General features: G+C 68.7%; 23 protein-coding genes and 1 riboswitch. Of the genes, 18 read left to right on the forward strand and 5 right to left on the reverse strand.

From position 1 onward, the window contains the following. Positions 1–730 precede the first annotated feature (730 nt). Positions 731–2,185, reverse strand: a complete 1,455-nt coding sequence (locus VGC13_RS09435) for a S8 family serine peptidase (RefSeq protein ID WP_331124991.1) — start codon at positions 2,183–2,185, stop codon at positions 731–733. Between the two features lie 57 nt (positions 2,186–2,242). Further along, positions 2,243–2,328: riboswitch (cyclic di-GMP riboswitch) on the reverse strand. A 495-nt stretch (positions 2,329–2,823) separates the two neighbouring features. Between VGC13_RS09435 and uvrA the strand changes: the two genes are divergently transcribed. Next, the gene (uvrA, locus tag VGC13_RS09440; protein ID WP_331124992.1) at positions 2,824–5,724 is read left to right on the forward strand and encodes an excinuclease ABC subunit UvrA; all 2,901 of its coding nucleotides are present in this window, start codon (positions 2,824–2,826) and stop codon (positions 5,722–5,724) included. A 193-nt stretch (positions 5,725–5,917) separates the two neighbouring features. On the opposite strand, the gene VGC13_RS09445 is transcribed toward uvrA, so the two are convergent. Further along, on the reverse strand, positions 5,918–6,235 hold the full coding sequence (locus VGC13_RS09445) for a hypothetical protein (protein WP_331124993.1): 318 nt from the start codon (positions 6,233–6,235) through the stop codon (positions 5,918–5,920). Positions 6,236–6,805: 570 nt separating this feature from the next. Between VGC13_RS09445 and VGC13_RS09450 the strand changes: the two genes are divergently transcribed. The 12 genes from VGC13_RS09450 (at position 6,806) to VGC13_RS09505 (ending at position 15,741) form a co-directional block, all read left to right on the forward strand. Then, the gene (locus tag VGC13_RS09450) at positions 6,806–6,991 is read left to right on the forward strand and encodes a hypothetical protein (RefSeq protein WP_331124994.1); all 186 of its coding nucleotides are present in this window, start codon (positions 6,806–6,808) and stop codon (positions 6,989–6,991) included. A gap of 387 nt (positions 6,992–7,378) precedes the next feature. Next, entirely contained in the window at positions 7,379–8,089 is a 711-nt protein-coding gene (locus VGC13_RS09455) for a hypothetical protein (protein WP_331124995.1), read from the forward strand. Between the two features lie 385 nt (positions 8,090–8,474). Continuing rightward, on the forward strand, positions 8,475–10,085 hold the full coding sequence (locus VGC13_RS09460; protein WP_331124996.1) for an NAD(P)/FAD-dependent oxidoreductase: 1,611 nt from the start codon (positions 8,475–8,477) through the stop codon (positions 10,083–10,085). Between the two features lie 1,141 nt (positions 10,086–11,226). Beyond that, the gene (locus tag VGC13_RS09465) at positions 11,227–11,523 is read left to right on the forward strand and encodes a hypothetical protein (RefSeq protein WP_331124997.1); all 297 of its coding nucleotides are present in this window, start codon (positions 11,227–11,229) and stop codon (positions 11,521–11,523) included. A gap of 65 nt (positions 11,524–11,588) precedes the next feature. Next, on the forward strand, positions 11,589–11,915 hold the full coding sequence (locus tag VGC13_RS09470) for a hypothetical protein (protein ID WP_331124998.1): 327 nt from the start codon (positions 11,589–11,591) through the stop codon (positions 11,913–11,915). A gap of 119 nt (positions 11,916–12,034) precedes the next feature. After that, positions 12,035–12,358, forward strand: coding sequence for a hypothetical protein (locus VGC13_RS09475; RefSeq protein ID WP_331124999.1), 324 nt, complete (start codon positions 12,035–12,037; stop codon positions 12,356–12,358). 134 nt (positions 12,359–12,492) lie between these two features. Further along, complete coding sequence (locus tag VGC13_RS09480) at positions 12,493–12,798, forward strand: hypothetical protein (RefSeq protein ID WP_331125000.1); 306 nt, start codon at positions 12,493–12,495, stop codon at positions 12,796–12,798. 63 nt (positions 12,799–12,861) lie between these two features. After that, positions 12,862–13,191 (forward strand): hypothetical protein, encoded by a 330-nt coding sequence (locus tag VGC13_RS09485; protein WP_331125001.1) that lies wholly within the window; start codon positions 12,862–12,864, stop codon positions 13,189–13,191. 92 nt (positions 13,192–13,283) lie between these two features. Next, positions 13,284–13,604, forward strand: a complete 321-nt coding sequence (locus tag VGC13_RS09490; RefSeq protein ID WP_331125002.1) for a hypothetical protein — start codon at positions 13,284–13,286, stop codon at positions 13,602–13,604. A 133-nt stretch (positions 13,605–13,737) separates the two neighbouring features. Continuing rightward, on the forward strand, positions 13,738–14,064 hold the full coding sequence (locus VGC13_RS09495) for a hypothetical protein (protein WP_331125003.1): 327 nt from the start codon (positions 13,738–13,740) through the stop codon (positions 14,062–14,064). Between the two features lie 100 nt (positions 14,065–14,164). Further along, positions 14,165–14,497: a hypothetical protein gene (locus VGC13_RS09500; protein WP_331125004.1), complete on the forward strand. Its 333-nt coding sequence runs from the start codon at positions 14,165–14,167 to the stop codon at positions 14,495–14,497. 929 nt (positions 14,498–15,426) lie between these two features. After that, positions 15,427–15,741 carry a hypothetical protein gene (locus tag VGC13_RS09505; protein WP_331125005.1) on the forward strand — a complete coding sequence of 105 codons (315 nt, stop codon included), beginning with the start codon at positions 15,427–15,429 and terminating at the stop codon, positions 15,739–15,741. A gap of 77 nt (positions 15,742–15,818) precedes the next feature. Here VGC13_RS09505 and VGC13_RS09510 read toward each other — a convergent pair whose 3' ends face one another. Next, a complete protein-coding gene (locus VGC13_RS09510) occupies positions 15,819–16,913 on the reverse strand; it encodes an aromatic ring-hydroxylating dioxygenase subunit alpha (protein WP_331125006.1) in 1,095 nt (364 codons plus the stop codon). A gap of 970 nt (positions 16,914–17,883) precedes the next feature. On the opposite strand from VGC13_RS09510, the gene VGC13_RS09515 reads away from it, so the two are divergent. From VGC13_RS09515 to VGC13_RS09530, 4 genes are all read left to right on the forward strand, one after another. Beyond that, positions 17,884–18,783, forward strand: coding sequence for a diacylglycerol kinase family protein (locus VGC13_RS09515; RefSeq protein WP_331125007.1), 900 nt, complete (start codon positions 17,884–17,886; stop codon positions 18,781–18,783). Positions 18,784–19,001: 218 nt separating this feature from the next. Further along, the gene (locus tag VGC13_RS09520) at positions 19,002–19,478 is read left to right on the forward strand and encodes a hypothetical protein (RefSeq protein ID WP_331125008.1); all 477 of its coding nucleotides are present in this window, start codon (positions 19,002–19,004) and stop codon (positions 19,476–19,478) included. Positions 19,479–19,511: 33 nt separating this feature from the next. Continuing rightward, on the forward strand, positions 19,512–19,913 hold the full coding sequence (locus VGC13_RS09525) for a hypothetical protein (RefSeq protein ID WP_331125009.1): 402 nt from the start codon (positions 19,512–19,514) through the stop codon (positions 19,911–19,913). 283 nt (positions 19,914–20,196) lie between these two features. Beyond that, positions 20,197–20,628 carry a hypothetical protein gene (locus VGC13_RS09530; RefSeq protein WP_331125010.1) on the forward strand — a complete coding sequence of 144 codons (432 nt, stop codon included), beginning with the start codon at positions 20,197–20,199 and terminating at the stop codon, positions 20,626–20,628. A gap of 125 nt (positions 20,629–20,753) precedes the next feature. On the opposite strand, the gene VGC13_RS09535 is transcribed toward VGC13_RS09530, so the two are convergent. Together VGC13_RS09535 and VGC13_RS09540 are read right to left on the reverse strand one after the other, a co-directional pair. Continuing rightward, positions 20,754–21,212: a YaiI/YqxD family protein gene (locus VGC13_RS09535; RefSeq protein WP_331125011.1), complete on the reverse strand. Its 459-nt coding sequence runs from the start codon at positions 21,210–21,212 to the stop codon at positions 20,754–20,756. Positions 21,213–21,307: 95 nt separating this feature from the next. Further along, on the reverse strand, positions 21,308–21,649 hold the full coding sequence (locus VGC13_RS09540) for a DUF6968 family protein (RefSeq protein WP_331125012.1): 342 nt from the start codon (positions 21,647–21,649) through the stop codon (positions 21,308–21,310). 224 nt (positions 21,650–21,873) lie between these two features. Between VGC13_RS09540 and VGC13_RS09545 the strand changes: the two genes are divergently transcribed. Then, positions 21,874–22,554: a hypothetical protein gene (locus tag VGC13_RS09545; RefSeq protein ID WP_331125013.1), complete on the forward strand. Its 681-nt coding sequence runs from the start codon at positions 21,874–21,876 to the stop codon at positions 22,552–22,554. The last annotated feature ends 487 nt before the right edge of the window (positions 22,555–23,041 follow it).

The following is a 23,041-nucleotide window of genomic DNA, read 5'->3' on the forward strand; positions in this document are numbered from 1 at the left end:
CGCCCCCTCCGCTCGCTTAGGCTCGCACCTCCCCCAAAACTGCTGGGGGAGGTTGGGATGCCGAGGGGTTCAGGTTCGGCGACGGCGTCTTTCGTGGGGCGAGTGAACCCGCCGCTCGCCGCAACAACCACGGAAAACCCCGTAACCCGCGCGGGTTTCCACGGCACACCACAACACGCGGCGCGGCACATACCGTCGGCGAAGGCCGACATCGCGTTGTCCCAGCCGCGAATTCATTCGCCAAGGTGGCTGCGACGGGCTGTGGTCTGCGTCCGCGGCGCCCCCTCCGCTCGCTTAGGCTCGCACCTCCCCCACACTGCTGGGGGAGGTTGGGATGCCGAGGGTTTCAGGTTCGGCGACGGCGTTTTCTCGTGGGGCGAGTGAACCCGCCGCTCGCCGTAACAACCGCGGAAACCCCGTAAACCGCGCGGGGCTTCCACGGCACACCACAACACGCGGCGCGGCACACACCGGTCGGCGAAGGCCGACATCGCGTGGTCCCAGCCGCGAATTCATTCGCCTGGGCCGGGCGAGCGAGTGAGGGCCCCCGCCACGCGCACCTGCCCTTGCCCGAACGACGCGCCCGCCAGCCCGCGAAGGCGGGCTTCGTGTGGTTGTTGCAGCGAATTCATTCACCCGTGCCCGGCGGCGGAATCGATCGAACGCGACGCGGGCGGACCCCGGATGGGATCCGCCCGCGTTCGGCTTCAGTGCAGCGGCCCTGCGAAGGCTACAGGCCCAGCGCCCGCGCCACGTCGATGCGCCCGCGGCCGTAGTACGGGTCCGTGCCCGTCTGGCCCAGGTCCAGGGCCGACCGCTCGATGGCGTGCCTGACCACGGACGGCTGCTTGCTGTAGCCGTGCTCGGCGATGAGCAGGGCGGCCAGACCGGACACGTGCGGCGTCGCCTGGCTGGTGCCGACGAAGCCGTTGAGGCGGTTGCCGGCGGCGCACGGCGTGAGGACGGGAGCGCCCGTTGCGTCAAAGCCCGCGATGCGGTACTTGGCGCAGAGCGACCACACCCGCGAGGCGAAGTCGGGGCCCCAGGGACGGGCCGACACCGGGAAGCCGTTCGCCGCGTCGGCGTTGCCGCCGGGGGCGGCCACCGAGATGGCCGAGCGGCCGAAGTCGGTGTAGAACGCCGGGGCGTCCTGGTCAAGCATCCCCGTGGCCGGCCCCACCGACGACACGCACACCACGTGCGGCGCCCCGCAGTACTGCACCGAGAAATTGCCATCGTGGTCCTGGTCGGCCGCCCCGTTGCCGGCCGAGACCACGATCAGCATTCCCTGGCGGTTGGCGTAGGCCAGGGTGCGGTTGATGAGGCCCACGAAAGCCCCGCTGCCGGCCTTGGTGAAGCCGCCGCCCAGGCTCAGGTTGGCGATGTCGGCGCCCTGGTCGGCCGCGAAGGTGACCCCGGCAAGGACGCCCGCGAGCGAGCCGCGGTTGTTGGCGCCCAGCACCTTCACGCCGATGAGCGTGGTGCGCGAGGTCACGCCGGCAAGGGCGACCGCCTTGCTGCTGACCTGGGTGGCGACGTTGGTGCCGTGCCCGTTGTAGTCGTTGATCGGGTGGCGATTGGGAAAGTACGCCGCCGTGATCGCGTCGTCCGAGGGGACGAACGAGGCCGAGCGCGACAGGTCCACCAGCCCGTTCAGGTCCGGCGCGTCGTAGTCGAGCCCCGAGTCCAGGATGGCCACGGTCACGCCGGGCGAGCCCAGCTTTCCGGCGGCCCACGCGTCGTCCGCGTTGATCAGCCGCATGTTCCACTGGAACCCGTAGCGCGCCGCGGTCGCGGGATCGGCCTGGCTCGCGGCCACGAGGTCAAGGCCGGCCTCGGCCGCCGCCCCCGTGGACTCGAGCTGGAACACCTCGTCCGCCTGCACGGCGGACACGCCGCCCATCCCGCCCACCTGCGCCGCGGCCGCGTCGCCCAGTCCGCTGACGATCGCGAAGCCCACCCCGGCGTGCGCGTAGGTCACCGTGCCGCCCAGCGCCGCGACCTCGGCCGCGAAGCCGGCGGGAATGCCGCTGCCCTTGAAGACCACCACGTGCTGCCCGTTTCCCTGGGCAAGGGAGAGGGCGGGAGAGCGGGGCGCGGCGGTCGCGGCGGGACCCGCCACGTCCGCGCAGCCAGCCAGGGTACCGGCAACCAGCAGTGCCGACAACATCGTGTACCGCTTCATGGGGCAACTCCTTCGGGGGTGGGATGGGAACGTCGGCGGGCGCCGACGCGCGCCGTCTTCGGCAGCCGGACTGTCTTTTAATGGCCCTAAAAGAATCCTGGCTTTGCGGACCGGCCTCGTGGCCGGGGGTGCATTTCGAGAGACGGGTGAAACGGGTGTGGTCGCCTCGGCGGCCCCGCGTCCGTTCACCAAGGCAACGCACCATCCCACCGGCTTCTGACCGAAACCAAACGTTTTGTGACAAGCGGCGAAAACTGGACAATGTGGCGAAATCCGTGCTCCCGGAACGACAGCGCACTCCGCGCCGCCACGCTTCGCGGCCGGGCGAATCCACCAAAATCGGGAATAAACGGATGCTGCACCCGGCCGGTTCCCCCCCTCGGCGGAGCGGCCGTCGCTGAAGGCGGTCGCCGTTCGTCCCGGCTGAGAATCATTTGACGTCGTTATTCTCATACTTTGGGGCGCCCGCTCCGCCGATGGCTGTCGCGGCCGCGGTGGGCCAGCGGTCGGATTGGGCCACCGGTGCCCGCGGCCGCCGGAGGAGGAGGGGAAGGGGAGGAGGGGGCGGGCGGGAACGACTTTGGCGGGGGCGGTCCCGGACGGTTGAATAAGGGGGCTCTCTGCGGTAACTTTTCGGGATGGCTGAAGAAAACCTGATCGTCCGTGGTGCCCGCGAGCACAACCTGCAGAACGTCGACGTCGAGATCCCGCGCGACAAGCTCACCGTCATCACGGGGCTGAGCGGGAGCGGCAAGTCGTCGCTCGCCTTCGACACCATCTACGCCGAGGGGCAGCGGCGGTACGTGGAGTCGCTTTCCGCGTACGCCCGGCAGTTCCTGGGGATGATGGAAAAGCCCGACGTGGACTCCATCGAGGGTCTTTCGCCGGCCATCTCCATCGAGCAGAAGACGGCCGGCCGCAACCCGCGCTCCACCGTCGGCACCGTCACCGAGGTGTACGACTACCTGCGCCTGCTGTGGGCCCGCGCCGGCACCCCGCACTGCCCCAGCTGCGGCAAGCCGGTGGAGCGGCAGAGCGCCACGCAGATCGTGGAGCGGCTGATGGACCTGCCCGCCGGCACCTGGCTGGAGGTGCTGGCCCCCGCCGTCCGCGGCCGCAAGGGCGAGTTCCGCGACCTGTTCGAAGAGATGCGGCGCAAGGGGTTCACCCACGCCCGCACCGACGGCGCCGTCCACCGGCTCGAAGAGCCGCCCGCGCTGGCCCGCCGCGCCAACCACGACATCAGCATCTACGTGGAGCGCAAGGTGGCCGTAGACGGCGAAAACCGCTCGCGCATCGCCGACGCCGTGGAGACGGCCCTGCGCAACGCGGACGGGGTGGTGCAGGTGGTCGCCCACACGCCCGACGCCGTGGATCCCGAGCCGGAGCTGTTCAGCGAGCACTACGCCTGCGCGGAGTGCGGCATCAACATCCCCGAGCTGGAGCCGCGGCAGTTCTCCTTCAACTCGCCGTACGGCGCCTGCCCCGCGTGCGGCGGGCTGGGGACGCGCAAGGAGCCCAACCCCGAGCTGGTGCTGGCGGACCACTCCCTTTCCATCCTGGAAGGCGTGGTCCTGCCCTGGGGCGTGCCGCGCGGCCACCTGCGCGGGACGATCCTGGAAGGGCTGGCGACGGCGCTGGGCTTCGACCTGAACACGCCCTGGGAAGAGCTGACGGACGACATCCGCGCCGTGCTGATGTACGGCATGGAGTCGCGGGCCAACGGAAAGGCCGCGTCCAAGGCGCCCAGGAGCAAGGTGAAGTGGGCCGGCATCATCCGCGACGTGGAGCAGCGCTACCGCGACAGCAGCAGCGACAGCGTCCGCGAGATGCTGGAGGAGTACATGAGCACGCTCTCCTGCGGCGTGTGCCATGGATCGCGCCTGCGCCCGGAGAGCCTGGCGGTCACCGTGGGCGGGCGGTCCATCGGCGACGTGGTGTCGCTGCCGGTGGCCGAGGCGCTGGAGTTCTTCGGCATCGTCGACACGCTGCCGCACATCTCGCGCGACATCGCCGGGCCCATCCTCAAGGAGGTCCGCGAGCGGCTGTCGTTCCTAGTGAACGTGGGGCTGGAGTACCTCACGCTGGGGCGCAGCGCCGAGACGCTGTCGGGCGGCGAGGCGCAGCGCATCCGCCTGGCGACGCAGATCGGCTCGCGGCTCGTCGGCGTCCTCTACATTCTGGACGAGCCGTCGATCGGCCTGCACCAGCGCGACAACCAGCGGCTGCTGGAAACCCTCAAGGCGCTGCGCGACCTGGGGAACACGGTCCTCGTCGTCGAACATGACGAGGACACCATCCGCGCGGCGGACTACGTGCTGGACCTGGGCCCGCGCGCCGGGCGCCACGGCGGCCGGGTGATCGCCAAGGGCACGGTGGACGACGTGATCGCCGAGCCCGAGTCGCTGACGGGCGCCTACCTGCGCAACGAGCGGCGCATCGAGATCCCCGCCCAGCGGCGCGTGCCGGTGGAGGGGCGCGAGCTGGTGATCCACAACGCCCGCGAGCACAACCTGCGCAACCTGGACGCGCGCATCCCCCTCGGCTGCTTCGTGGCGGTGACGGGCGTGTCGGGGTCGGGCAAGTCCACGCTGATCAACGACATCCTGTGGAGCGCGCTGGGCCGCAAGTTCTACCGCGCCAAGACGGTTCCCGGGCAGCACGACCGCATCACGGGGATGGAGCTGCTGGACAAGGTGGTGGACATCGACCAGTCCCCCATCGGCCGCACGCCGCGCTCCAACCCCGCGACGTACACGGGGCTGTTCACGGTGATGCGCGACCTGTTCGCGGAGCTGCCGGAGAGCAAGATGCGCGGCTACACGCCCGGGCGCTTTTCGTTCAACGTAAAGGGCGGGCGGTGCGAGGCGTGCCAGGGCGACGGGCTGGTGAAGATCGAGATGCACTTTCTTCCCGACGTCTACGTGCCGTGCGAGGTGTGCCGCGGCCGGCGCTACAACCGCGAGACGCTGGAGGTGTTCTACAAGGGCCACTCCATCGCCGACGTGCTGGACCTGACGGTGGACGAGGCGTGCGAGGTGTTCGACGCCGTGCCGCGCCTGAAGCGCCAGCTGCAGACGCTGTCGGACGTGGGGCTGGGCTACATTCACCTGGGCCAGGCGGCCACGACGCTTTCCGGCGGCGAGGCGCAGCGCGTAAAGCTGGCGACGGAGCTCAGCAAGATCGCCACGGGGCAGACCTTCTACATCCTGGACGAGCCGACCACCGGGCTGCACTTCGAGGACGTGCGGATGCTGCTGGAGGTGCTGCACCGGCTGGTGGAGCGCGGCAACACTGTGCTGGTCATCGAGCACAACGTGGACGTCATCAAGACGGCGGACTGGATCATCGACCTGGGGCCGGAGGGCGGCCCCAAGGGCGGCGAGATCGTGGCCGAGGGTCCGCCGGAGGTGGTGGCCGCCAACCCGCGCAGCTTCACCGGCCACTTCCTGGCGCCGATGCTGAACGTCACGCCGGAGCAGGTCCCCGCGCCCGCCCCCGGCCCCAAACCGCGCGGGCGCAAGGCGCGCACGGCGTAGGCTGGGCCGTTGTGGATGGAGTTTCCCCGCGGGGACGTGCCGCGTTTTCCAGCGCGGTTCGCTGTTGCGCATGCCGGGCCCGACGCGGGTTTGCGTCAGCGAACAGAAAGCAGGCCCGGCCGTGGATCGGCCGGGCCTGCTCTGTGTCGGCGGCTGTGTGGGGGGCGTGCCCCCTGGTGTGGCGGAGGGACCGTCAGTCGGCGTAGGCGATCCACCCGAGCTGGAGGTTCTGGGCCCAGCCCTCGGGGTCGCCCCCCTTGATCACGTTGATGAGGTTGTCAACCCGGTAGATGTTCACCGAAAAGCCGGTTTTAGACACGTTGAACACCGAGACGGCGAAAGTGTCGGGGATGTTTGGCCAGGCGGGATCGAGGACGGCGTTCGCGGTGACGAAGGGAATCAGCTGGAGCGGTGGATCGAAGGGGATGTTGATGGTCACGAAGTTGTTGCTGCTCGACCCGACCGGATAGGAACCGCTCTGGGCCTGATAGGAGGCGATAGGGTTGTTCATTGGTTTCGTCCTGGAGTGGGAAATCAATGTGGCGCCGCTGCTGATGAACGGCACGCTTTGAAGGGAACACGCCCCGACTCTTCAGCATAATGTTCCCTCATCTGCTACGCAATGTTGTAGTAGATGGGCGCGGTCGGGGGGCTCCGTGGCATGCGGGACGTACGTGCGACTCCGAGCGGCATCGCGAGCAACGCCGCTCCCGAGCTCAGGTCCGGCGTGATTCGCTTTGGGATCACATGGTAAGCACGATCCGCGAAGATCTGGTGCGCAGCGCTGGCGAAGCGGGGGGCGCGCCGGAAGGGGTGGTGATGGTGCGGTACGATTTCCCGGAGCGAACCGGGCGCATGTGGATGCCAGAGGGCCTGACTCGCGCCGCACCCCTGCTGGCCGCGTATCCCTACTCGCGGCGGGGGAAGGGAGCACGCGGCTCGAGCCATCCCCCGAGGATTCGCTACGCGTGGGGGATTGGGTGACGACCTGCAGCCCGGAAATCCTCAATGAAGCCGAGGTTCGGCAGATGACGATGGAGTTCGCCGTTCATCATCCCATTAGCGGTCGAGGCGCGCCCATGTGCGTGCCTTGGTGTTACGGAACGGGCAGGTGGTGTATACCGAGCTGGCGCGGACCAGTGGCAGTACGGAAGTAGACCTGTTCGCGCAGCAGCTGTTCGGAAGGATGCAGTTCTTGCCCGCCATCCTCAATGGCGCGCCGGTCGACATCTGGGTGGTGCAGCCGGTCGTACTGGAGGCACGGTGACCCGGTAGTGGCTCTCTCGCCCATTCAGCCGGGCTGGATGCTGCCGCCGGAAAAGGAGGGAGTGCCGGAGGAGGGCCGCCCCCTCCCCCGAACCACACCGGCTACTTCACCCGAGGGCAGGTCCTGCGCCCTGCCCGCGTTTCATTCATACCGCGGCCGTGAGGCCGAGTAAAAAGAGGGTGCGCAGAGACTGTCGTCCCCGTACTCTCGGTCTAACTCCGCGTACTCTGCGTGAATTGCCCTTCTCGGAATGCACAGAAAATCCAGAGGCAAAACCTTCAGGTCAGAAATCGCGTATGGCGATTGGCCCCATACGGGTTCCCAGGCGTTCGCCCGTTCTCTTCCTGTCCTTCGATGAGACGTATGCGTTCTCAATTCTTGATTCCGATGGTGCTCTGTCTGGCGGCGGGTGCGCCGGCGTATTCCCAGGCCGCAGGGTCGCTCCCCGTCAACTGCGAGGCTGCGCAGTCCGAGGCGGCGTGGCGGGCGCGGTACAGCCAAGCCCAGCGCGACTCGCAGCAGGCTGTCCGTGACATCCGGGGGGCGCTGGAGAACGATGTGCGGGAGGCGGCGCGCGCGGCGGGGATCGCCCAGCCCGCGGGGGTCGTCCTGGTTCAGCTGCGCGACCGGCGCCTGGAGGAGGGCCGCGTGTGGTCGTTCCGCTCGAACGTGCCGGATGATGTGTCCCGCACCGTGATGGCCCGGAACGCGGAGCTGCTGGCGCGCTGGCCCAGGCGCGACGGCCTGGTCAACCTTCGCCTGGACGCTCGCGAAGCGCCGGACAGCGCCACCGTCGAGTGCACTCCGGTCCTCCTGAACCCGACCGGGTTCATGCGCGATCTGGCCCGCGCCCTCCCAGGCCGGTTTTCCACGCCGGGTGCGGGCACCAGCCGTGTTTCTCTGCACCTGGTCATGCTGGTGACGCGCGACGGCGAGGTCGCGCACGCCGAGTTCAAGCTCCCCGGCACGCACGGCAACGCGGAGAGTGCGATTCTGCGGGTGGCGCGGCGCCTGCGCTTTCGCGCGGCCACGATCGAGAACGTGCCGGTAGACGTGTGGGTGGAGCAGCCGGTGGAACTGGATCTGGCCAACGAGTAAGCCACACTGCCGCAGGCTCCGGGACGAGGGATGAGCCCCGGTGCCGCCAACGCCAGTTCCCGCCGGGATGCGCTGCGGCGCGCGCGTCCCGGCTGTGGCGCCGCATCCCCATACATCCCCAAGTTCCATACCTTCTCGTTATCCCGCATCTTGATTGAAACCAACGATTTGCGTTGATTCTCACTGCGCCGTTCGACCCGGAACACCAGTTGCCATCGGCAGGGTGGGGCTGGTAAACGTGCGGCGTTTTTCATAACTTTCCCGCCGTAGTCCATCCTCCCCGCCAGACGCCATCCAGACCACACGTCCTGGCACACCATACCGAGGCCGCCACGCGCGCGGCCTCTCTTCGCGCAACCTGATTTCGAATTCCGGAGATCCACCCATGGAGAAGTTCGACGCCGTATTCATCGGCAGCGGCCACAACGCGCTGGTGGCCGCCGCGTACCTTGCCCGCGCCGGCCGCAGCGTGCTGGTGCTCGAGCGCAACGACCGCCCCGGCGGCTTCGTCCGCACCGACGAGCTCACCCTCCCCGGCTTCAAGCACGACACCTTTTCGGCCGCGCACCCGCTGTTCCTGACCGGCGCCGCCTACGCCGAGCTGGGGCCGGAGCTGGAAGAGCGCGGGCTGCAGTACCGCAACACGCCGTACCCCACGGGCGTGTCGCTCCCCGACGGCCGCACCGCCGTGTTCTGCCGCGACATGGGCGAGCAGATCGCCGAGTGCGAGCGGCTGGCCCCCGGCGACGGCGCCGCGTTCGGCGCCATGATGCAGGAGTTCGGCGCGCACGCGGGTGACGTGTTCGGCCTGTTCAACCTGGACCTGGCCAGCGGCGAGGCAAAAAAGATCATCCGCCGGCTCATGGTGAACCCCGACGCGCCGGGCTACACCGACTTCGCGGCCGACTTCTTCACCACCGCGCGCGACGTGCTGGAGGGACGCTTCCGGAGCGACGTGTTCCAGGCGATGGTGGCGCCGTGGGTGATGCACCTGGGCCGCACGCCGGACGGCGCCAACGGCGGCTTCTGGGTGCCGCTGACGCTGATGGCGCTGATGGGCGGCGGCATGGCCCTTCCCGTGGGCGGCAGCGAGATGCTGGCCAAGGCGCTGGTGCGGCTGATCGAAGACCGCGGCGGCGTGGTGCGCTCCAGCACGCCGGTGGAGCGCATCATCGTCCGGCAGGGGCGCGCCGTGGGCGTGCGCACGGCCACGGGCGAGGAGATCGGCGCCGACACGGTGGTGGCCTCGGTGGGGCCCGACCAGATGTACCTGAAGCTGCTGGCCGACGCCGCCGTCCCCGCGCCGCTGGTGAAGCGCGCCGCCCAGTACCGCTACGGACGCGGCTGCGTGCAGATTCAGCTGGCGCTGAGCGAGGCGCCGCGCTGGAACGACCCGCGGATGGCGCAGGCGGGGCAGCCGCACCTGGCGCGCTCGCTGGCCGACACAGCCATGCACGTGACGCAGGCGATGAACGGCTGGCTGCCTTCGGAGCCGGCCATCTCCATCGACGTGCCCACCAACCTGGACCCGTCGCGCGCGCCCGAGGGCAGGGCCATCATGCGCATCCAGGTGCTGGAGGTTCCCAACCGCCCGCGCGGCGACGCGGCCGGCACCATCGAGGTGGGCAACGGCACCTGGACGGAAGACCTGAAGCAGCGGTTCGCCGAGCGGCTGATCGGCATCGTGGGGCAGCACCTGCCCAACGTGCCCGGCGCCATCCTGGGGATGCACGTCATCTCGCCCGCCGAGATCGCGGCGTTCAACCCCAACAGCGGCCCGGGCGACCCGTACGGCGGCTCGCACGACGTGTCGCAGAGCTACCTGTTCCGCCCGCTGCCGGGCCAGCCCAGCCACCGCACGGCCGTCCCCAACGTGCACATGCTGGGCGCGGCCACCTGGCCCGGCCACGGCATCAACGGCGGCTCCGGCTACATCGTCGCGCAGGAACTGCTGGGCACGCACAAGCACGCGGAAAAGATGGCCGGCGCGGTCTGATCGAGGCCTTGGAAGGGCTCGCCTCACGCAGAGGCGCAGAGGCGCGGAGAGAAAAAAGGGGCCGGCGGATTCGTCCGCCGGCCCTTCTTTTGTCCGCGCCGAACGTTTGCTTGCGCGGCGGGGTAGGCGGATGCATCGTGCATCCACGGCCCCACCGCGCGTGGCCCGCTCCGCCGGCCCGACCGGACTACCGGTCCCGCGACGCTTCATCCCGCGGCGCCCTGGCAAAGCCCACCGGGCCCGCGCGGTGGGGCCGTCCGCAAGCCCCCGTGATCGCACTTCGTGCGGTCGCGGGGGCTTTTGCCGTGCCTCAGAGGGCGTTGCCAAACCTCCCCGCGTGATTGACTTCCTGAGGGAGGCGCCGCCCCGTAACTCGCTTGTACACTGTACCATGGCGCCGACCGAAGGACCTCGCTGGCACAAACCGAGGGGCTGGTCCCGCGGCATGGAGCCGGCCCCGCCTCGCCGGAGAGCAGGTCCTTCGGTCACGCGCAGGCGGTTGTGTGGAATCGGGTTACACGTGGTGCGCTCCCTCAGGAAGTCATCGCTTCTGTGTGAGTTTGGGGGTTTGGCAACACCCTCTCAGCGGCTGAAGGGTCCACGTTCCATCCCGGTCCCACTGATCCGTAAAAGACTTGCCTCACGCAGAGGCGCGGGGGCGCGGAGAGAGAACGGGAATCCACCTTCTCTTCGCGTCTCCGTCTGTGCCTGAAGCCCCCAATCTATAGAAGATTTAGTAACACTTTGCGACAATCGTGCATTTGGGGCAACAATCTATTTCGGTCTTTTATTTGCGTGTCGTGAAAAGGCATCTGTTTCCCTGCTCCCGCGCGCTGGTCCTGGTGCGCGGAGGAAATTTGCCGAACAGCGTTCGCTCTCCGCCGTCTGCCCTGGCGCCGGTCTGCGTGAACGCACGGACATCAGCGTTCCGGAATCCGCCGATGCTTGCACAAAGCTTCTGCATTCACACGCCCTGTTGCCGCCTTCGCGCATGTGCGCGCGGGGCCTGCGCGTGTTGTTGCGCGGCGGGGCTGGTGCACGTCTGAACAGAGCGGCCGCGCCCCTATGGGGTGCGGCCGTTTTGCGTTGGTGCCGCGGGTGCGGCGCCGGCAATCCACCCCGAACCATGCTGGAGGACACCATGCGGAACAAGCTCAGGCTGGAACTGGAGCAGCTGGCCGTAGAGTCGTTCGACACGGCGAGCCCGGCGGCGCAGCGCGGCACGGTGCTGGGGGAGCAGCAGTGCACCTGCCCCACCAACTGCAGCTGTCCGGGGTGCTACACCTGCGACAACACGTGTCCCAACACGTGCGCGTATACGTGCGACGACGCCTCGTGCGCCAACACGTGCGACGGCACCTGCAACTGGACGTGCTACGAGACCGACTGCGACTGCTCGGTCAACGCCACGCGCTGCGGCAACTACATCTGTCCCTGACGCATTCCGGCCGGTCCCGCGGGCGCGGGCCGGCGATCTCAGCCCACCTGACCCTGGAGGATCCCATGCGCGGCAAGCTCACGCTGAACCTGGACGACCTGTCGGTAGACAGCTTCGACACCACCGCCACCGACAAGCCCAAGGGCACCGTCTTCGGCGAGCAGTGCACCTGCTACACCAACTGCACGTGCCCCGGCTGCCCCACCTGCGCCGCCACGTGCAACTACACCTGCGACGACGCCACCTGTCCCAACTGCCCCACCTGCGCCGCCAGCTGCAACGGCACCTGCAACTGCCCCACGGGCAACTACTCGTGCTACGACACCGACTGCTGCCCCGTCAACGAGACCTGCCTGCAGACCAACTGCGGCAACTATTTCTGCTGCGCGTAACGGTATCGAGGGTGGGGGCCCCGGCGCCCCCGCCCGCCTGAGCGCCCGGCCAGACTGTACGTTGCCGCCTGCCCGGCTCCTGGGGACCGGGCCATTTACCCACCGCCCGCGGAGGCACCATGCGCAGCAAGCTCACGCTGAACCTGGACGACCTGTCGGTCGACAGCTTCGACACGACCGCCACGCAGAAGGCAAAGGGCACCGTCTTTGGCGAGCAGTGCACCTGCTACACCAACTGTACGTGCCCCGGCTGTCCCACCTGCGACGCCACGTGCAACTACACCTGCGACGACGCCACCTGCCCCAACTGCCCCACCTGCGCGGCCAGCTGCAACGGCACCTGCAACTGCCCCACGGGCGGGTACTCGTGCTACGACACCGACTGCTGCCCCATCGAGAACACCTGCGCCTACTCGGCGTGCGGCAGGCAGGTCTGCTGCTGATGCACCACGGGCGGGGGCTTCGGCGCCCCCGCCCGACGACGGTTTGAGCGGCGGGCCCGTCCGGGCCATGCCGTTCGCGGCACGCCCCGCCCCCGCGGTGCAGGCCATCCACCCCACCACACCGGGAGGGCACCATGCGCAGCAAGCTCAGCCTGAACCTCGAAGACCTGTCCGTCGACAGCTTCGACACCACCTCCACGCAGAAGGCCAAGGGCACCGTCTTCGGCGAGCAGTGCACCTGCTACACCAACTGCACGTGTCCCGGCTGCCCCACCTGCTATGCGTCGTGTAACGGCACCTGCGACAACACGTGCGCCAACACCTGCGACGACGCCAGCTGCGTGGGATGCACGGATGCGTACTCGTGCTACTTCACGGACTGTGGCATCCGCTGCGGATCCCAGTACCAGTCCGCGTGCAACGGCGCGGCCTGCCCGTAACGCCCAGCGCCGGTCCCGCACGTCGCGGGGCCGGCACGCTTACCTGGTCTCGTAGAGGATGGCATGCGCGGAAAGCTGACGCTGAACCTGGACGACCTGTCGGTCGACAGCTTCGACACCACCTCGACGCACAAGGCCAGGGGCACCGTCTTCGGTGAGCAGTGCACCTGCTACACGCAGTGCACCTGCCCCGGCTGCCCCACCTGCGACGCCACGTGCAACTACACGTGCGACGACGCCACCTGTCCCAACTGCCCCACCTGCGCGGCCAGCTGTAACGGCACCTGCAACTGCGGAACGGGCGGGTACTCCTGCTACGAGACCAACTGCTGCCCCGTCGAAGAGACGTGCCTGCAGACCGGGTGCGGCCGAGAGGTCTGCTGCCCGTACTAAGATCCGGAGCGGCACGGCCACGGGGCCGTGCCGCCTTTCGCCGGATCGCGAGCGCGACGCCGGCCCCCACCTCGCCACACCCGGGAGAACCCATGCGCGGCAAGCTTTCGCTCAACCTGGAAGACCTGACGGTGGACAGCTTCGACACCACGTCCACGCAGAAGGCCAAGGGCACCGTATTCGGCGAGCAGTGCACCTGCTACACCAACTGCACGTGTCCCGGCTGCCCCACCTGCTACGCCTCGTGTAACGGCACCTGCGACAACACGTGCGCCAACACCTGCGCGTACACCTGTGACGACGCCAGCTGCGTGAACACCTGCAACGGGTGCAACTACAGCGACGTCTGCAACAGCCGGCAGCCCTGCCCGACCGCGCTGTACTCGGCCTGCAACGGCTACGACTGCTACTGATGCCTCGTGGCGGGGGCGCCGCACAGGCGCCCTTCGCCACTGGCCGGAATCGTTCCCTGGCGGCGGTCATTTTCGGCCCCGCCGTTCGCCGGTCCGCCCGGCCGGCGCCATTCACTCCACGCGGGAGGACATCATGCGCGGCAAGCTCACGCTGAACCTGGAAGACCTGTCGGTCGACAGCTTCGACACCACCGCTACACAAAAGCCAAAGGGCACGGTCTTTGGCGAGCAGTGCACCTGCTACACGCAGTGCACGTGTCCCGGCTGCCCCACCTGCGACGCCTCGTGCAACGGCACCTGCGGCGGCACGTGCGAGGCCAGCTGCAACGGCACCTGCGCCGGCGCCAGCTGCGGTGCGAGCTGCTACGGCACCTGTGAATACGTTTCGTGCAACTACGCGGACTGCCGCGGGAACACGGATCCGCTCTACAGCGGCTGCACTCCGTACGCCTGCCTGTGATGGAAACCCGCGGACGCACCCCCCGCAGTCTGCGCGGCACGGCCGTTTGCGTCGGTTCGCGCCCGCGGCCGACATCTCATCCCACACCATGGAGGATGCCATGCAAGCCAAGCTCAAGCTGAACCTGGAAGACCTGACCGTCGAGTCCTTCAACACCACCACCGCAGAAAAGCCCAAGGGCACGGTGTTCGGAGAGCAGTGCACCTGCTACACCAACTGCACCTGCCCCGGCTGCCCCACCTGTGACAACACCTGCGCCTACACGTGCGACGACGCCACCTGCCCGGCCTGCCCCACCTGCGCGGCCAGCTGCAACGGCACGTGCCAGAATTGCGGAACGGACGCGTATTCCTGTTACGACACCAACTGCTGCCCCATCAACGAAACCTGCCAGCAGACGAACTGCGGAATGGAGCTCTGCTGCGGAATCTAGGCATCTGCAGCGGTAGTTCCACCGGCCCGCGAGCGCGGGCCGGCATCCGCTTCACCACACCACGGAGGACATCATGCGCAGCAAGCTGACGCTGAACCTGGAAGACGTCGGTCGACAGCTTCGACACCACGTCCACGCAGAAGGCCAGGGGCACCGTCTTTGGCGAGCAGTGCACCTGCTACACCAACTGCACGTGTCCCGGCTGCCCCACCTGCTACGCCTCGTGTAACGGCACCTGCGACAACACGTGCGCCAACACCTGCGCGTACACCTGCGACGACGCCAGCTGCGTGAACACCTGCAGCGGGTGCAACTACAGCGACGTCTGCAACAGCCGGCAGCCCTGCCCGACCGTGCTGTATTCGGCCTGCAACGGTTACATGTGCGCGTAATCCACCGTGGCGGGGCGCTGCACGGGCGCACCCCCCCACGGGCCGCAATCGTTGGCGATCCTGTCGTGACGTTCGAGGCCGTCCAGCAGTAGCTGAGCGGCCTCCTCACCCCATCATTTCTGGAGGATCACATGCGCACCAAGCTCACGCTGAACCTGGAAGATCTCTCCGTAGACAGCTTCGAAACCACCGTCGTCCAGCAGGAGAAGGGTACCGTCTTCGGTGAGCAGGAGCCGTGCACCTGTCAGACCCAGTGCACCTGCCCCGGGTGCCCGAGCTGCTACGAGTCCTGTGACGGCTCGTGCGATGCGACGTGCGGAGTCGCTGACACTTGCTACGTGTCGTGCCGGCCGAGCAAGTGCGAGACGTGCTACATCACGTGCACGGAGCCCAACACCCTGGACTATTGCTGAGCATGCACCACAGGCGGGGCGCCGCACCGGCGCCTCGCCTGCAAATCAGTACTGTTCCTTGGCGGCGGTCATTTTCATTCACCGGTCCGCTCGGCGGCGCCACTCACTCCACGCTGGAGACATCATGCGCGGCAAGCTCACGCTGAACCTGGAAGACCTGTCGGTCGACAGCTTCGACACCACCGCCACGCAAAAGCCGAGGGGCACGGTGATCGGCGAGCAGTGCACCTGCTACACCCAGTGCACGTGCCCGGGCTGCCCCACGTGCGACCAGACGTGCAATAGCTGCGACTTCACCTGTGCCGGCGCGACCTGCCCCCGCACGTGCGGCTACACATGCGATGACGAAACTTGCCTGGGCTGTGGCACCACCTACGACTCATTCAGGCCCTGCACCACTGCGATGTACACGTACTGCGAGGGACAGATGTGCCTCTGAAGCACATCGGCGGAGGTGCACCGTAGCGCTTCTCCCCACGCATCTTTTCGTTCGAGGACGATGGCGAGGCCCGCCCATCATCCTCCTGCGTCCCCTGTCTCGCGCGCCAGCAGGGTGTGGAAGTGGTGCGTGCCCACCTCGCGGCGCGGCGAGTAGCGGCCGCGGTGGTACAGGCGCGACTTCACGCCCTTCTGCACGGCCTCCACCACCTCCTCGTCCTCCATCTCCACGCGGTGCAGGTCCGCGCCGGCGCCGCCTGAGCGCTTCGACTCGTCCCACACGTACGAGAGAAACGAGACGCGGGTGCGGTCGTGCGCCAGCGGCTGCACCAGGTTCACGGACAGTCCCCACGGATAGAAGTTCAGCATCAGGTTGGGGAACAGCCACCAGTAGTAGGCCGCCACCAGCGTCCCCGCGTCGGGATGCCCGGCGGGAAGGTCGAACGCCTCGTCGCGGTTCTTCGTGGTGCCCAGCTGCAGGTTGCACCAGTCGAAGGTCTCGGTTCGGTAGGTGGCGTAGTCCAGTGTGTCGGCCAGGCCGGCGTGGATGTACGGGATGTGGAACTCCTCCAGGTAGTTGTCCACGTACAGGGCCCAGTTGGCGCGGATCAGGTAGTCGCGCGAAGTCCCCGGATCGAAGACGAACTCGTCCAGCGGCAGAAATCCCACCCGCTCGCGCACCGGCCCGATCCACTGGTCGAAGCCGCAGGCGGGGTCGATGGAGGTGAACGCCAGCGGTCCCCAGCGTTCCAGCGGCAGCCGGGGAAGGTCGTCCGCCGGCGAGGGAAAGTTCTCCACGCCGTCGAACTCGGGCATGTGCGTCATCCTGCCGTCCAGCGCGAACCGCCGGCCGTGGTAGCGGCAGCGCAGGTGCTTTGCGTGCGTCTCGCCCTCGCAGACCACGGTGCCGCGGTGGGTGCACACGTTGCTCAGGCACCGCAGCACGCCGTCGTCGCCGGCACTGAGCACCAGCGGCTCGTCCAGGCACCCCTCCAGCACGGTGAACGGCAGCAGGTGCCCCGGCGCCTTTACCCGCTCCGCGCCGCGCACCATCTGCCAGCTGCGCGCGAACACCCGGTCCTTCTGCAGCGCGTACCACGCAGGCGAGGCGTACATCTCCGCCGGCAGCGTCTGCGCGCGGTGGATCTGCGGGTCGATGGTGAAGGGCTGCATGGGGAGTGCGAAAGTGCGGAAGTGCGAGAGTGCGAAAGTAGATGCTACGAGAGTATGGAACCCGCGGCGGTGGGGGCAAGGCCGCGCCGTGCCTCTCGGGAGCGAGTGAACTCGCGGCAACGACCGCGGAAAGCCCCGCAAACGACGCGGGGCTTCAACGGAACACCGCCGCATGCCGCACGGCACACACCCGTCGGCGAAGGCCGGCGAGGTGGGCGGTGTCCGGTCGGGCCGTGTCGCAACGGGCTCTGGTCTGCGTCCGCGGCGCCCCCTCCGCTCGCTTAGGCTCGCACCTCCCCCAAAACTGCTGGGGGAGGTTGGGATGCCGAGGGTTTCAGGTTCGGCGACGGCGTCTTCTCGTGGGGCGAGTGAGCCCGCCGCTCGCCGCAACAACCGCGGAAAACTTCGTAAACCGCGCGGGGCTTCCACGGCACACCACAACACGCGGCGCGGCACATACCCGTCGGCGAAGGCCGACATCGCGTGGTCCCAGCCGCGAATTCATTCGCCTGGGTGGCGCGGTGGGTGGGCGGTATCCGGTTGGGCCGTGTCGCGACGGGCTGTGGTCTGCGTCCGCGGCGCCCCCTCCGCTCGCTTAGGCTCGCACCTCCCCCAAAACTGCTGGGGGAGGTTGGGAGACCGAGGGTTTTCAGGCTCGGCGACGGCGTCTCGCGGGGCGAGTGAACTTGCTGCTCGCCGCAACGACCGCGGAAAGCCCCGCAAACAGCGCGGGGTTCGGTGCGGCTGGGTCCTCACCAGCAGCCACGTGCAGGACATCGCGGCTACTCCGTCGCCGCCTGTCCGCGAAGGCGGACGTCGTGTGGTTGTTGCTGCGAATTCATTCGCCCTTGCGGCGATGCTGATTGACAATCCCACCGCGCGGCGTCACCCTATGGCAGCCTGCCTGCCGGCTGCAACGGCGCAGTCCCGCCGCGCGGCCCGCCCTCCCGCATCGATCCCGCCGCTCCCCATGCCCATCGACCGCTTCTACGTGATCCTGAACCCCGCCGCCGGGCGAGGCGCCGCCGCGCGCGTCCGCGGCGTCGTCGAGCGCGAGATGGCGAAGGCGGGCGCATCCATCACGCTGGTGGAGACTACGCGGCGGGGGCACGCGGCGCAGCTGGCGGAGGCGGCGGCGCGGGAGGGGTGGCCCGCCGTGGTGGCCGTGGGCGGCGACGGCACGGTGCACGAGGTGGTGAACGGGCTGATGCGCGCGGCCGACGGCGGCGCGTCCGTGCCGCTGGGCATCGTGGGCGTGGGCAGCGGCAACGACTTCGCAAAGCTGGCCGGCGTGCCGCACGACGCGGCGGCGGCGGTGCGGGGGATGACCTCCGCCGAGCCGCGCGCGGTGGACGTGGGGCGCGTGGGCGCGGAGTGGTTCACCAACGGCGTGGGGATCGGGCTGGATGCGCAGGTGGCCATCGAAGTGGACCGGCGCCGCCGCTTTCGCGGGCTGGCCATGTACCTGAACGCCCTGGCCGGCGTGCTGCGCACCTTTCGCCCGCCGCACATGACGGTGGAGATGGACGGACGAAAGGTCTCCGACGGGCCGATGACGCTGGTCACCATCGGCAACGGGGGGCGGCACGGCGGCGGGTTCTGGATCTGCCCGGACGCGCGGATCGACGACGGCGTGCTGGACGTGTGCGCGTGCACCGGGCTGGGGACGCTGGGCATCCTGCGCTTTCTTCCCCAGGTGATGCGCGGCACGCACACCGGCGCCAGCTGCGTGACCATGCTGCGCGGCACCCGCGTCCGCGTCACCAGCCCCGACCCGCTTCCCGTCCACGCCGACGGCGAGATCATCGCCGACGACGCCCACGAGCTGGTGATCGAGCTGTTTCCCGGCCGGCTGCGCGTGCTGGCCTGACGTTCCCGCGCCCAGGCTCCACGCTACGAAACCCGCTTTCAAGACAAACGTTTGGTTTGATGCGCCCGCGCGGGCGGGTAGATTCAGCAGCGACGCAGAGGCTCGCGCTCCCACCGCCCCCTCCCCAGCCGATCCGCCTTCCGATTATGCCGAGACGCTGTACCGCCGCACTGGTCGTGATGGTCCTCTGCGCGGGGTGCACATCGCAGCCGGCGCGCGTGCCTGCGTCCGCGCCTGCGTCCGCTCCGGCGGCCGTGGCCGCGGACCCGTGCGCCTCCCTGCGCTTAGACCTGGTGCGGGGGACGCTGAACGGGGTGGCGCCCACGGCCACGATGGACGAGGTGAAGCGGCGCCTGCCCTGCGCCACCGGCGAATCGGAGGAGACGAGCGAGATGAACTTTGGCGGCGGCGTGTTCTTTCTGAACCACGACTTCTTCTTCTACACCGGCCGCAACTACATCGAGGTGCGCAGGCGCTTCCGCGGCACCGTGACGCCTGACGTGCTGGGACGCCCTATCGGCGATGCACAGCGGGTGCTGGGGCCGCACGCGCGAACGCTGGAGCGGCGCGGCAGCATGCTGTTCCGGGCGCACTTCGGATGCGTGGAGGCGCGGCTTTCCCGCGACGGCACCCGCACGGTGGAGCAGGTCGCCGCCTATGCCATGCTGTGCGAGTTGGTGCCCGATGACGCCTGACCTGCAGCGCCCGATCACGCGAGGAGATTGACGATGCGACACAGGATGGTGGCCGCCGGGGCGCTGCTGGCTCTGGCGGGGTGCGCGACGGGGATGGGCGGCGCGGCCGGCGTGCCGGTGCAGTTCATCGGCACGTGGAACGGCACGGGCTCGCAGAGCGACCGGCCGGGAGAGTGGAGCATCCAGGCCGTCATCGTGGGCGGACCGGTGGAGCAGGTGGGGACGATCTCCTACCCCTCGCTGGAATGCGGGGGCGTGCTGCTGCTCCGTTCGGCGGGCGCCAACTGGCTGGAGGTGGAGGAGGACATCACCTACGGCCCCTGCGAGGACGAGGGGACGATCACCCTGACACCGATGTCCGACGGGCGCCTGCGCTACGAATGGCGGAAGGAAGCGACGGACGTGACCGCGGAGGGGACGCTGACGCGCGGATAGCGGAGTGCAGAAGTGCGAACGGAGCCGGCGGAGGCAATCCTCCGCCGGCTCTGTGCATTCCGCGCGGCCGGGTCAATCTACCCATCTCCATCGCCCCGCCCGCGGCTAGCTTCTCTGCAGCCCACGCGCAGCGAAATCGTCCTGAAATCCCTGCAGAGAGACGAGTGAGGCAGTGATTCGCTCTCGCGGTGGATGGGCACGCCTCGCGGTGTGGCCGGGGCGGGCGGGGGGACCGGGCTGGTCCGTCCTTACGTCGTCGATATCACTCACAAGGAGCCGAACGATGAAGAAGATGTTCACGCTGGCAGCGATTCTGGCCCTGGCGGCGTGCGACAGCGCCACCGCGTCCGACCGCGCCGGTGCGCAGAACGCGCGGCAGCCGCGGGCCCAGGAGACGACCGCCAGCCTGTCCGGCGGGGCCAGCCACCGCGCGGTGATCGTCAGCGTGCGCAAGCGGGTCGCCGGCTCGCCCGGCCTGTACGAGGCGCGCGCCCTGGCGGTGGACGGCGGGGAGGTCACGGTGGAGATCCGCAGCAGCACGACGGCCTTCAACAACCTCACGTCCGGCACCTTCGAGGTCTCGGACACGGACATCGGCGAGGTGAACCAGGCGTTCCAGACCACCGCCGGCACACGCTACCTGATCGTCGCCTATCCCTCGTCCGGCGGCGTGGTGGATGCCGCGCACGCAGCCTACACCGAGGCGGTGCCCTGACGCCTCCCTGCACGGAACGCGGAAGGTGCCGGACACACGAGAGGGCGCGGAGAACCGCCGGGTTCTCCGCGCCCTCCCGCTTTTCCTCCGCGTGATGCTCCTCGATGGACGCGGATCGCGCCCGGTCAGCGCGCCCGCATGGCCCGGGTGAGCACGCGGTCCAGCGAGTTGGCGAACGCCTGCTTGTCGCGGTCGCCGTAGGGGCGCGCGCCGCCGGTCTCCACGCCGCTGCCGCGCAGTCCGTCCATGAAGTCGCGCACGGAAAGCCGCTCGGCCACGTTGTCGGGCGTGTACTCCTCGCCGCGCGGGTCGATGACCAGCACGCGCTTTTCCACCAGCGCCGCGGCCAGCGGAATGTCGGCGGTGACGGCGACGTCGCCGGGCTCGGCGTTGTCGGCGATGTGGCGGTCGGCCACGTCCGGGCCGCCCTCCACGCGCACGGCGCTCACGTACGGGTTGCCGGGCGGCACCGGCAGCCGCTGGTTGGCCACCAGCACCGTCTGCAACTCCAGCCGCTTCGCCGCGCGGTAGACGATCTCCTTTACGTCGCGCGGCGCCGCGTCCGCGTCGATCCACAGCTTCACGTGCGATCCATCTTCAGGAGCGGTTGAAGGACGATTCCACAGGCACGCGCTTCGTGCTCTCATCCCGGCCGGCGGAGCCCGCCATCCGTCCGCATTCACGCCTCGTCTGGATCGATCTCCAGCGGATCGGCCAGGTTGACGATCGGGAAGAAGCCGAGGTCCGCGCCGCCCAGCCAGGTAATCTCGCGGGCACCACGCGCACTCGCCAGATGGATGTCGATCATCTGCAAGCACAGCTGGAGTGCCTGCACGGCATCGATCCCGAATGCCTCGTGCACCGCTTCGTCACCCAGGCCCACGATCTGGAACGGGCAGCGCCAGTCTCCCCCTTCGGCCGGATCCGGCGTCGGTCTTCCGATCCGTACGACGGCACCCGCGGCACCGTCGACCTCCAACTCGCGTTCGGCGATCACGTCGCCAAGAGCGGGTGGATTCATCTTTCTCGCCTCCTCACGCAGAACGAGTCCGCGGCGCCGCGTCCGCATCGATCCACAATCTCATCAGCACGCCCCGGCTTCGCGTTCGGGGGCGGCAAGATAGCCGGCGCGGCGCTTCCGTGCCTCCGCATCTGTTCGCGACGTGCATCTGGCCCTCCGGAAGAGAGCCGTTTATCTTGGGGGAAAGTACCCGAAGTAAACAAGACCTATCGGACGGGGGGACGATGAACGCGAGCGGAAAGACCGAGGGCGCGTGCGCCTATTGCGGCAAGCGGGCCACGCGCGGCGGCATGTCGCGCCACCTTCGCTCGTGCGCCGCGCGCAAGACCGCCATGGACACGGCGGATGCCGGCGCGGGCAAGGACGAGACGCTGATTCACCTGCAGGTGCAGGACGCGCACGGCGGCGAGTTCTGGCTGCACCTGGAGATGCGCGGAACGGCGACGCTCAAGCAGCTGGACGGCTACCTGCGCGCCATCTGGCTGGAGTGCTGCGGCCACCTGAGCGAGTTCAGCCGCGGCGGATGGGGCGGCGAAAAGATGGGGATGACGCGCAAGGCGCAGGACGCGTTTCTCCCCGAAACCGAGCTGACGCACATCTACGACTTCGGCACGGAGTCGGTGACGCTGGTAAAGGCGGTGGGCGCACGCACCGGCAAGCCGCTCAGCCGGCACGCCATCACGCTGATGGCGCGCAACGAGTTGCCGCCGAGCACCTGCCAGGAGTGCGGCCAGCCCGGCACCCACCTGTGCATGGAGTGCATCGAAACCGGAGAGAACCCCGTGCTGTGCGAGGCGCACGCGAACACGCATCCGCACGAGGACTACGGCGATCCCATCGCGCTGGTGAACTCGCCGCGGATGGGCCTTTGCGGCTACGAAGGTCCGGCCGACCCGCCGTACTGAGAATCCTGGCTTCCCCGCGATTGACTTCCTGAGGGAGGCGCCGCTACGCAACCTGCGGGTACGATGGACTTTGGCGCCGACCGAAGGACCTCGCGAGCAGAACGACGGGGCTGGTCCCGCGGCATGGAGCCGGCCCCGCCTGGCCGGAGAGCAGGTCCTTCGGTCGCGCGCAGGCGGTTGTGTGGCTTCTGGTTACGTGTGGTGCGCTCCCTCAGGAAGTCATCGTTTCTTTGTGAGTTTGGTGTTTGGCAACACCCTCTCAGCCTCAGAGTGTGTTTAAGAATCCCCTGCGCACGCGCCGGTCTGTCATTTCGAAGGAGGCGCCGCACCGCACCATCGGCTCGCACGAAATCCGGCGCGCCGACTGAGAAATCTACTGTCTGCTGCTGGTGCCCCGCCGCATCGCTCCGGCACTGGCCCTGTCCGCCCGTGTCGTAGCCGCGAAGCAGGCACGGCTACCGCGTCTGCCCTCCAGCAAATCCGACAG

Source organism: Longimicrobium sp., assembly GCF_036399255.1.
Taxonomy (GTDB): Bacteria; Gemmatimonadota; Gemmatimonadetes; order Longimicrobiales; family Longimicrobiaceae; genus Longimicrobium.

Excerpts from the sequence above, each read along its gene's own strand:
- VGC13_RS09435 (WP_331124991.1), bottom strand. The coding sequence starts at position 2,185 with ATGAAGCGGTACACGATGTTGTCGGCACTGCTGGTTGCCGGTACCCTG.
- uvrA (WP_331124992.1), top strand. The coding sequence starts at position 2,824 with ATGGCTGAAGAAAACCTGATCGTCCGTGGTGCCCGCGAGCACAACCTG.
- VGC13_RS09445 (WP_331124993.1), bottom strand. The coding sequence starts at position 6,235 with ATGAACAACCCTATCGCCTCCTATCAGGCCCAGAGCGGTTCCTATCCG.
- VGC13_RS09455 (WP_331124995.1), top strand. The coding sequence starts at position 7,379 with ATGGTGCTCTGTCTGGCGGCGGGTGCGCCGGCGTATTCCCAGGCCGCA.
- VGC13_RS09460 (WP_331124996.1), top strand. The coding sequence starts at position 8,475 with ATGGAGAAGTTCGACGCCGTATTCATCGGCAGCGGCCACAACGCGCTG.
- VGC13_RS09465 (WP_331124997.1), top strand. The coding sequence starts at position 11,227 with ATGCGGAACAAGCTCAGGCTGGAACTGGAGCAGCTGGCCGTAGAGTCG.
- VGC13_RS09470 (WP_331124998.1), top strand. The coding sequence starts at position 11,589 with ATGCGCGGCAAGCTCACGCTGAACCTGGACGACCTGTCGGTAGACAGC.
- VGC13_RS09475 (WP_331124999.1), top strand. The coding sequence starts at position 12,035 with ATGCGCAGCAAGCTCACGCTGAACCTGGACGACCTGTCGGTCGACAGC.
- VGC13_RS09480 (WP_331125000.1), top strand. The coding sequence starts at position 12,493 with ATGCGCAGCAAGCTCAGCCTGAACCTCGAAGACCTGTCCGTCGACAGC.
- VGC13_RS09485 (WP_331125001.1), top strand. The coding sequence starts at position 12,862 with ATGCGCGGAAAGCTGACGCTGAACCTGGACGACCTGTCGGTCGACAGC.
- VGC13_RS09490 (WP_331125002.1), top strand. The coding sequence starts at position 13,284 with ATGCGCGGCAAGCTTTCGCTCAACCTGGAAGACCTGACGGTGGACAGC.
- VGC13_RS09495 (WP_331125003.1), top strand. The coding sequence starts at position 13,738 with ATGCGCGGCAAGCTCACGCTGAACCTGGAAGACCTGTCGGTCGACAGC.
- VGC13_RS09500 (WP_331125004.1), top strand. The coding sequence starts at position 14,165 with ATGCAAGCCAAGCTCAAGCTGAACCTGGAAGACCTGACCGTCGAGTCC.
- VGC13_RS09505 (WP_331125005.1), top strand. The coding sequence starts at position 15,427 with ATGCGCGGCAAGCTCACGCTGAACCTGGAAGACCTGTCGGTCGACAGC.
- VGC13_RS09510 (WP_331125006.1), bottom strand. The coding sequence starts at position 16,913 with ATGCAGCCCTTCACCATCGACCCGCAGATCCACCGCGCGCAGACGCTG.
- VGC13_RS09515 (WP_331125007.1), top strand. The coding sequence starts at position 17,884 with ATGCCCATCGACCGCTTCTACGTGATCCTGAACCCCGCCGCCGGGCGA.
- VGC13_RS09525 (WP_331125009.1), top strand. The coding sequence starts at position 19,512 with ATGCGACACAGGATGGTGGCCGCCGGGGCGCTGCTGGCTCTGGCGGGG.
- VGC13_RS09530 (WP_331125010.1), top strand. The coding sequence starts at position 20,197 with ATGAAGAAGATGTTCACGCTGGCAGCGATTCTGGCCCTGGCGGCGTGC.
- VGC13_RS09540 (WP_331125012.1), bottom strand. The coding sequence starts at position 21,649 with ATGAATCCACCCGCTCTTGGCGACGTGATCGCCGAACGCGAGTTGGAG.
- VGC13_RS09545 (WP_331125013.1), top strand. The coding sequence starts at position 21,874 with ATGAACGCGAGCGGAAAGACCGAGGGCGCGTGCGCCTATTGCGGCAAG.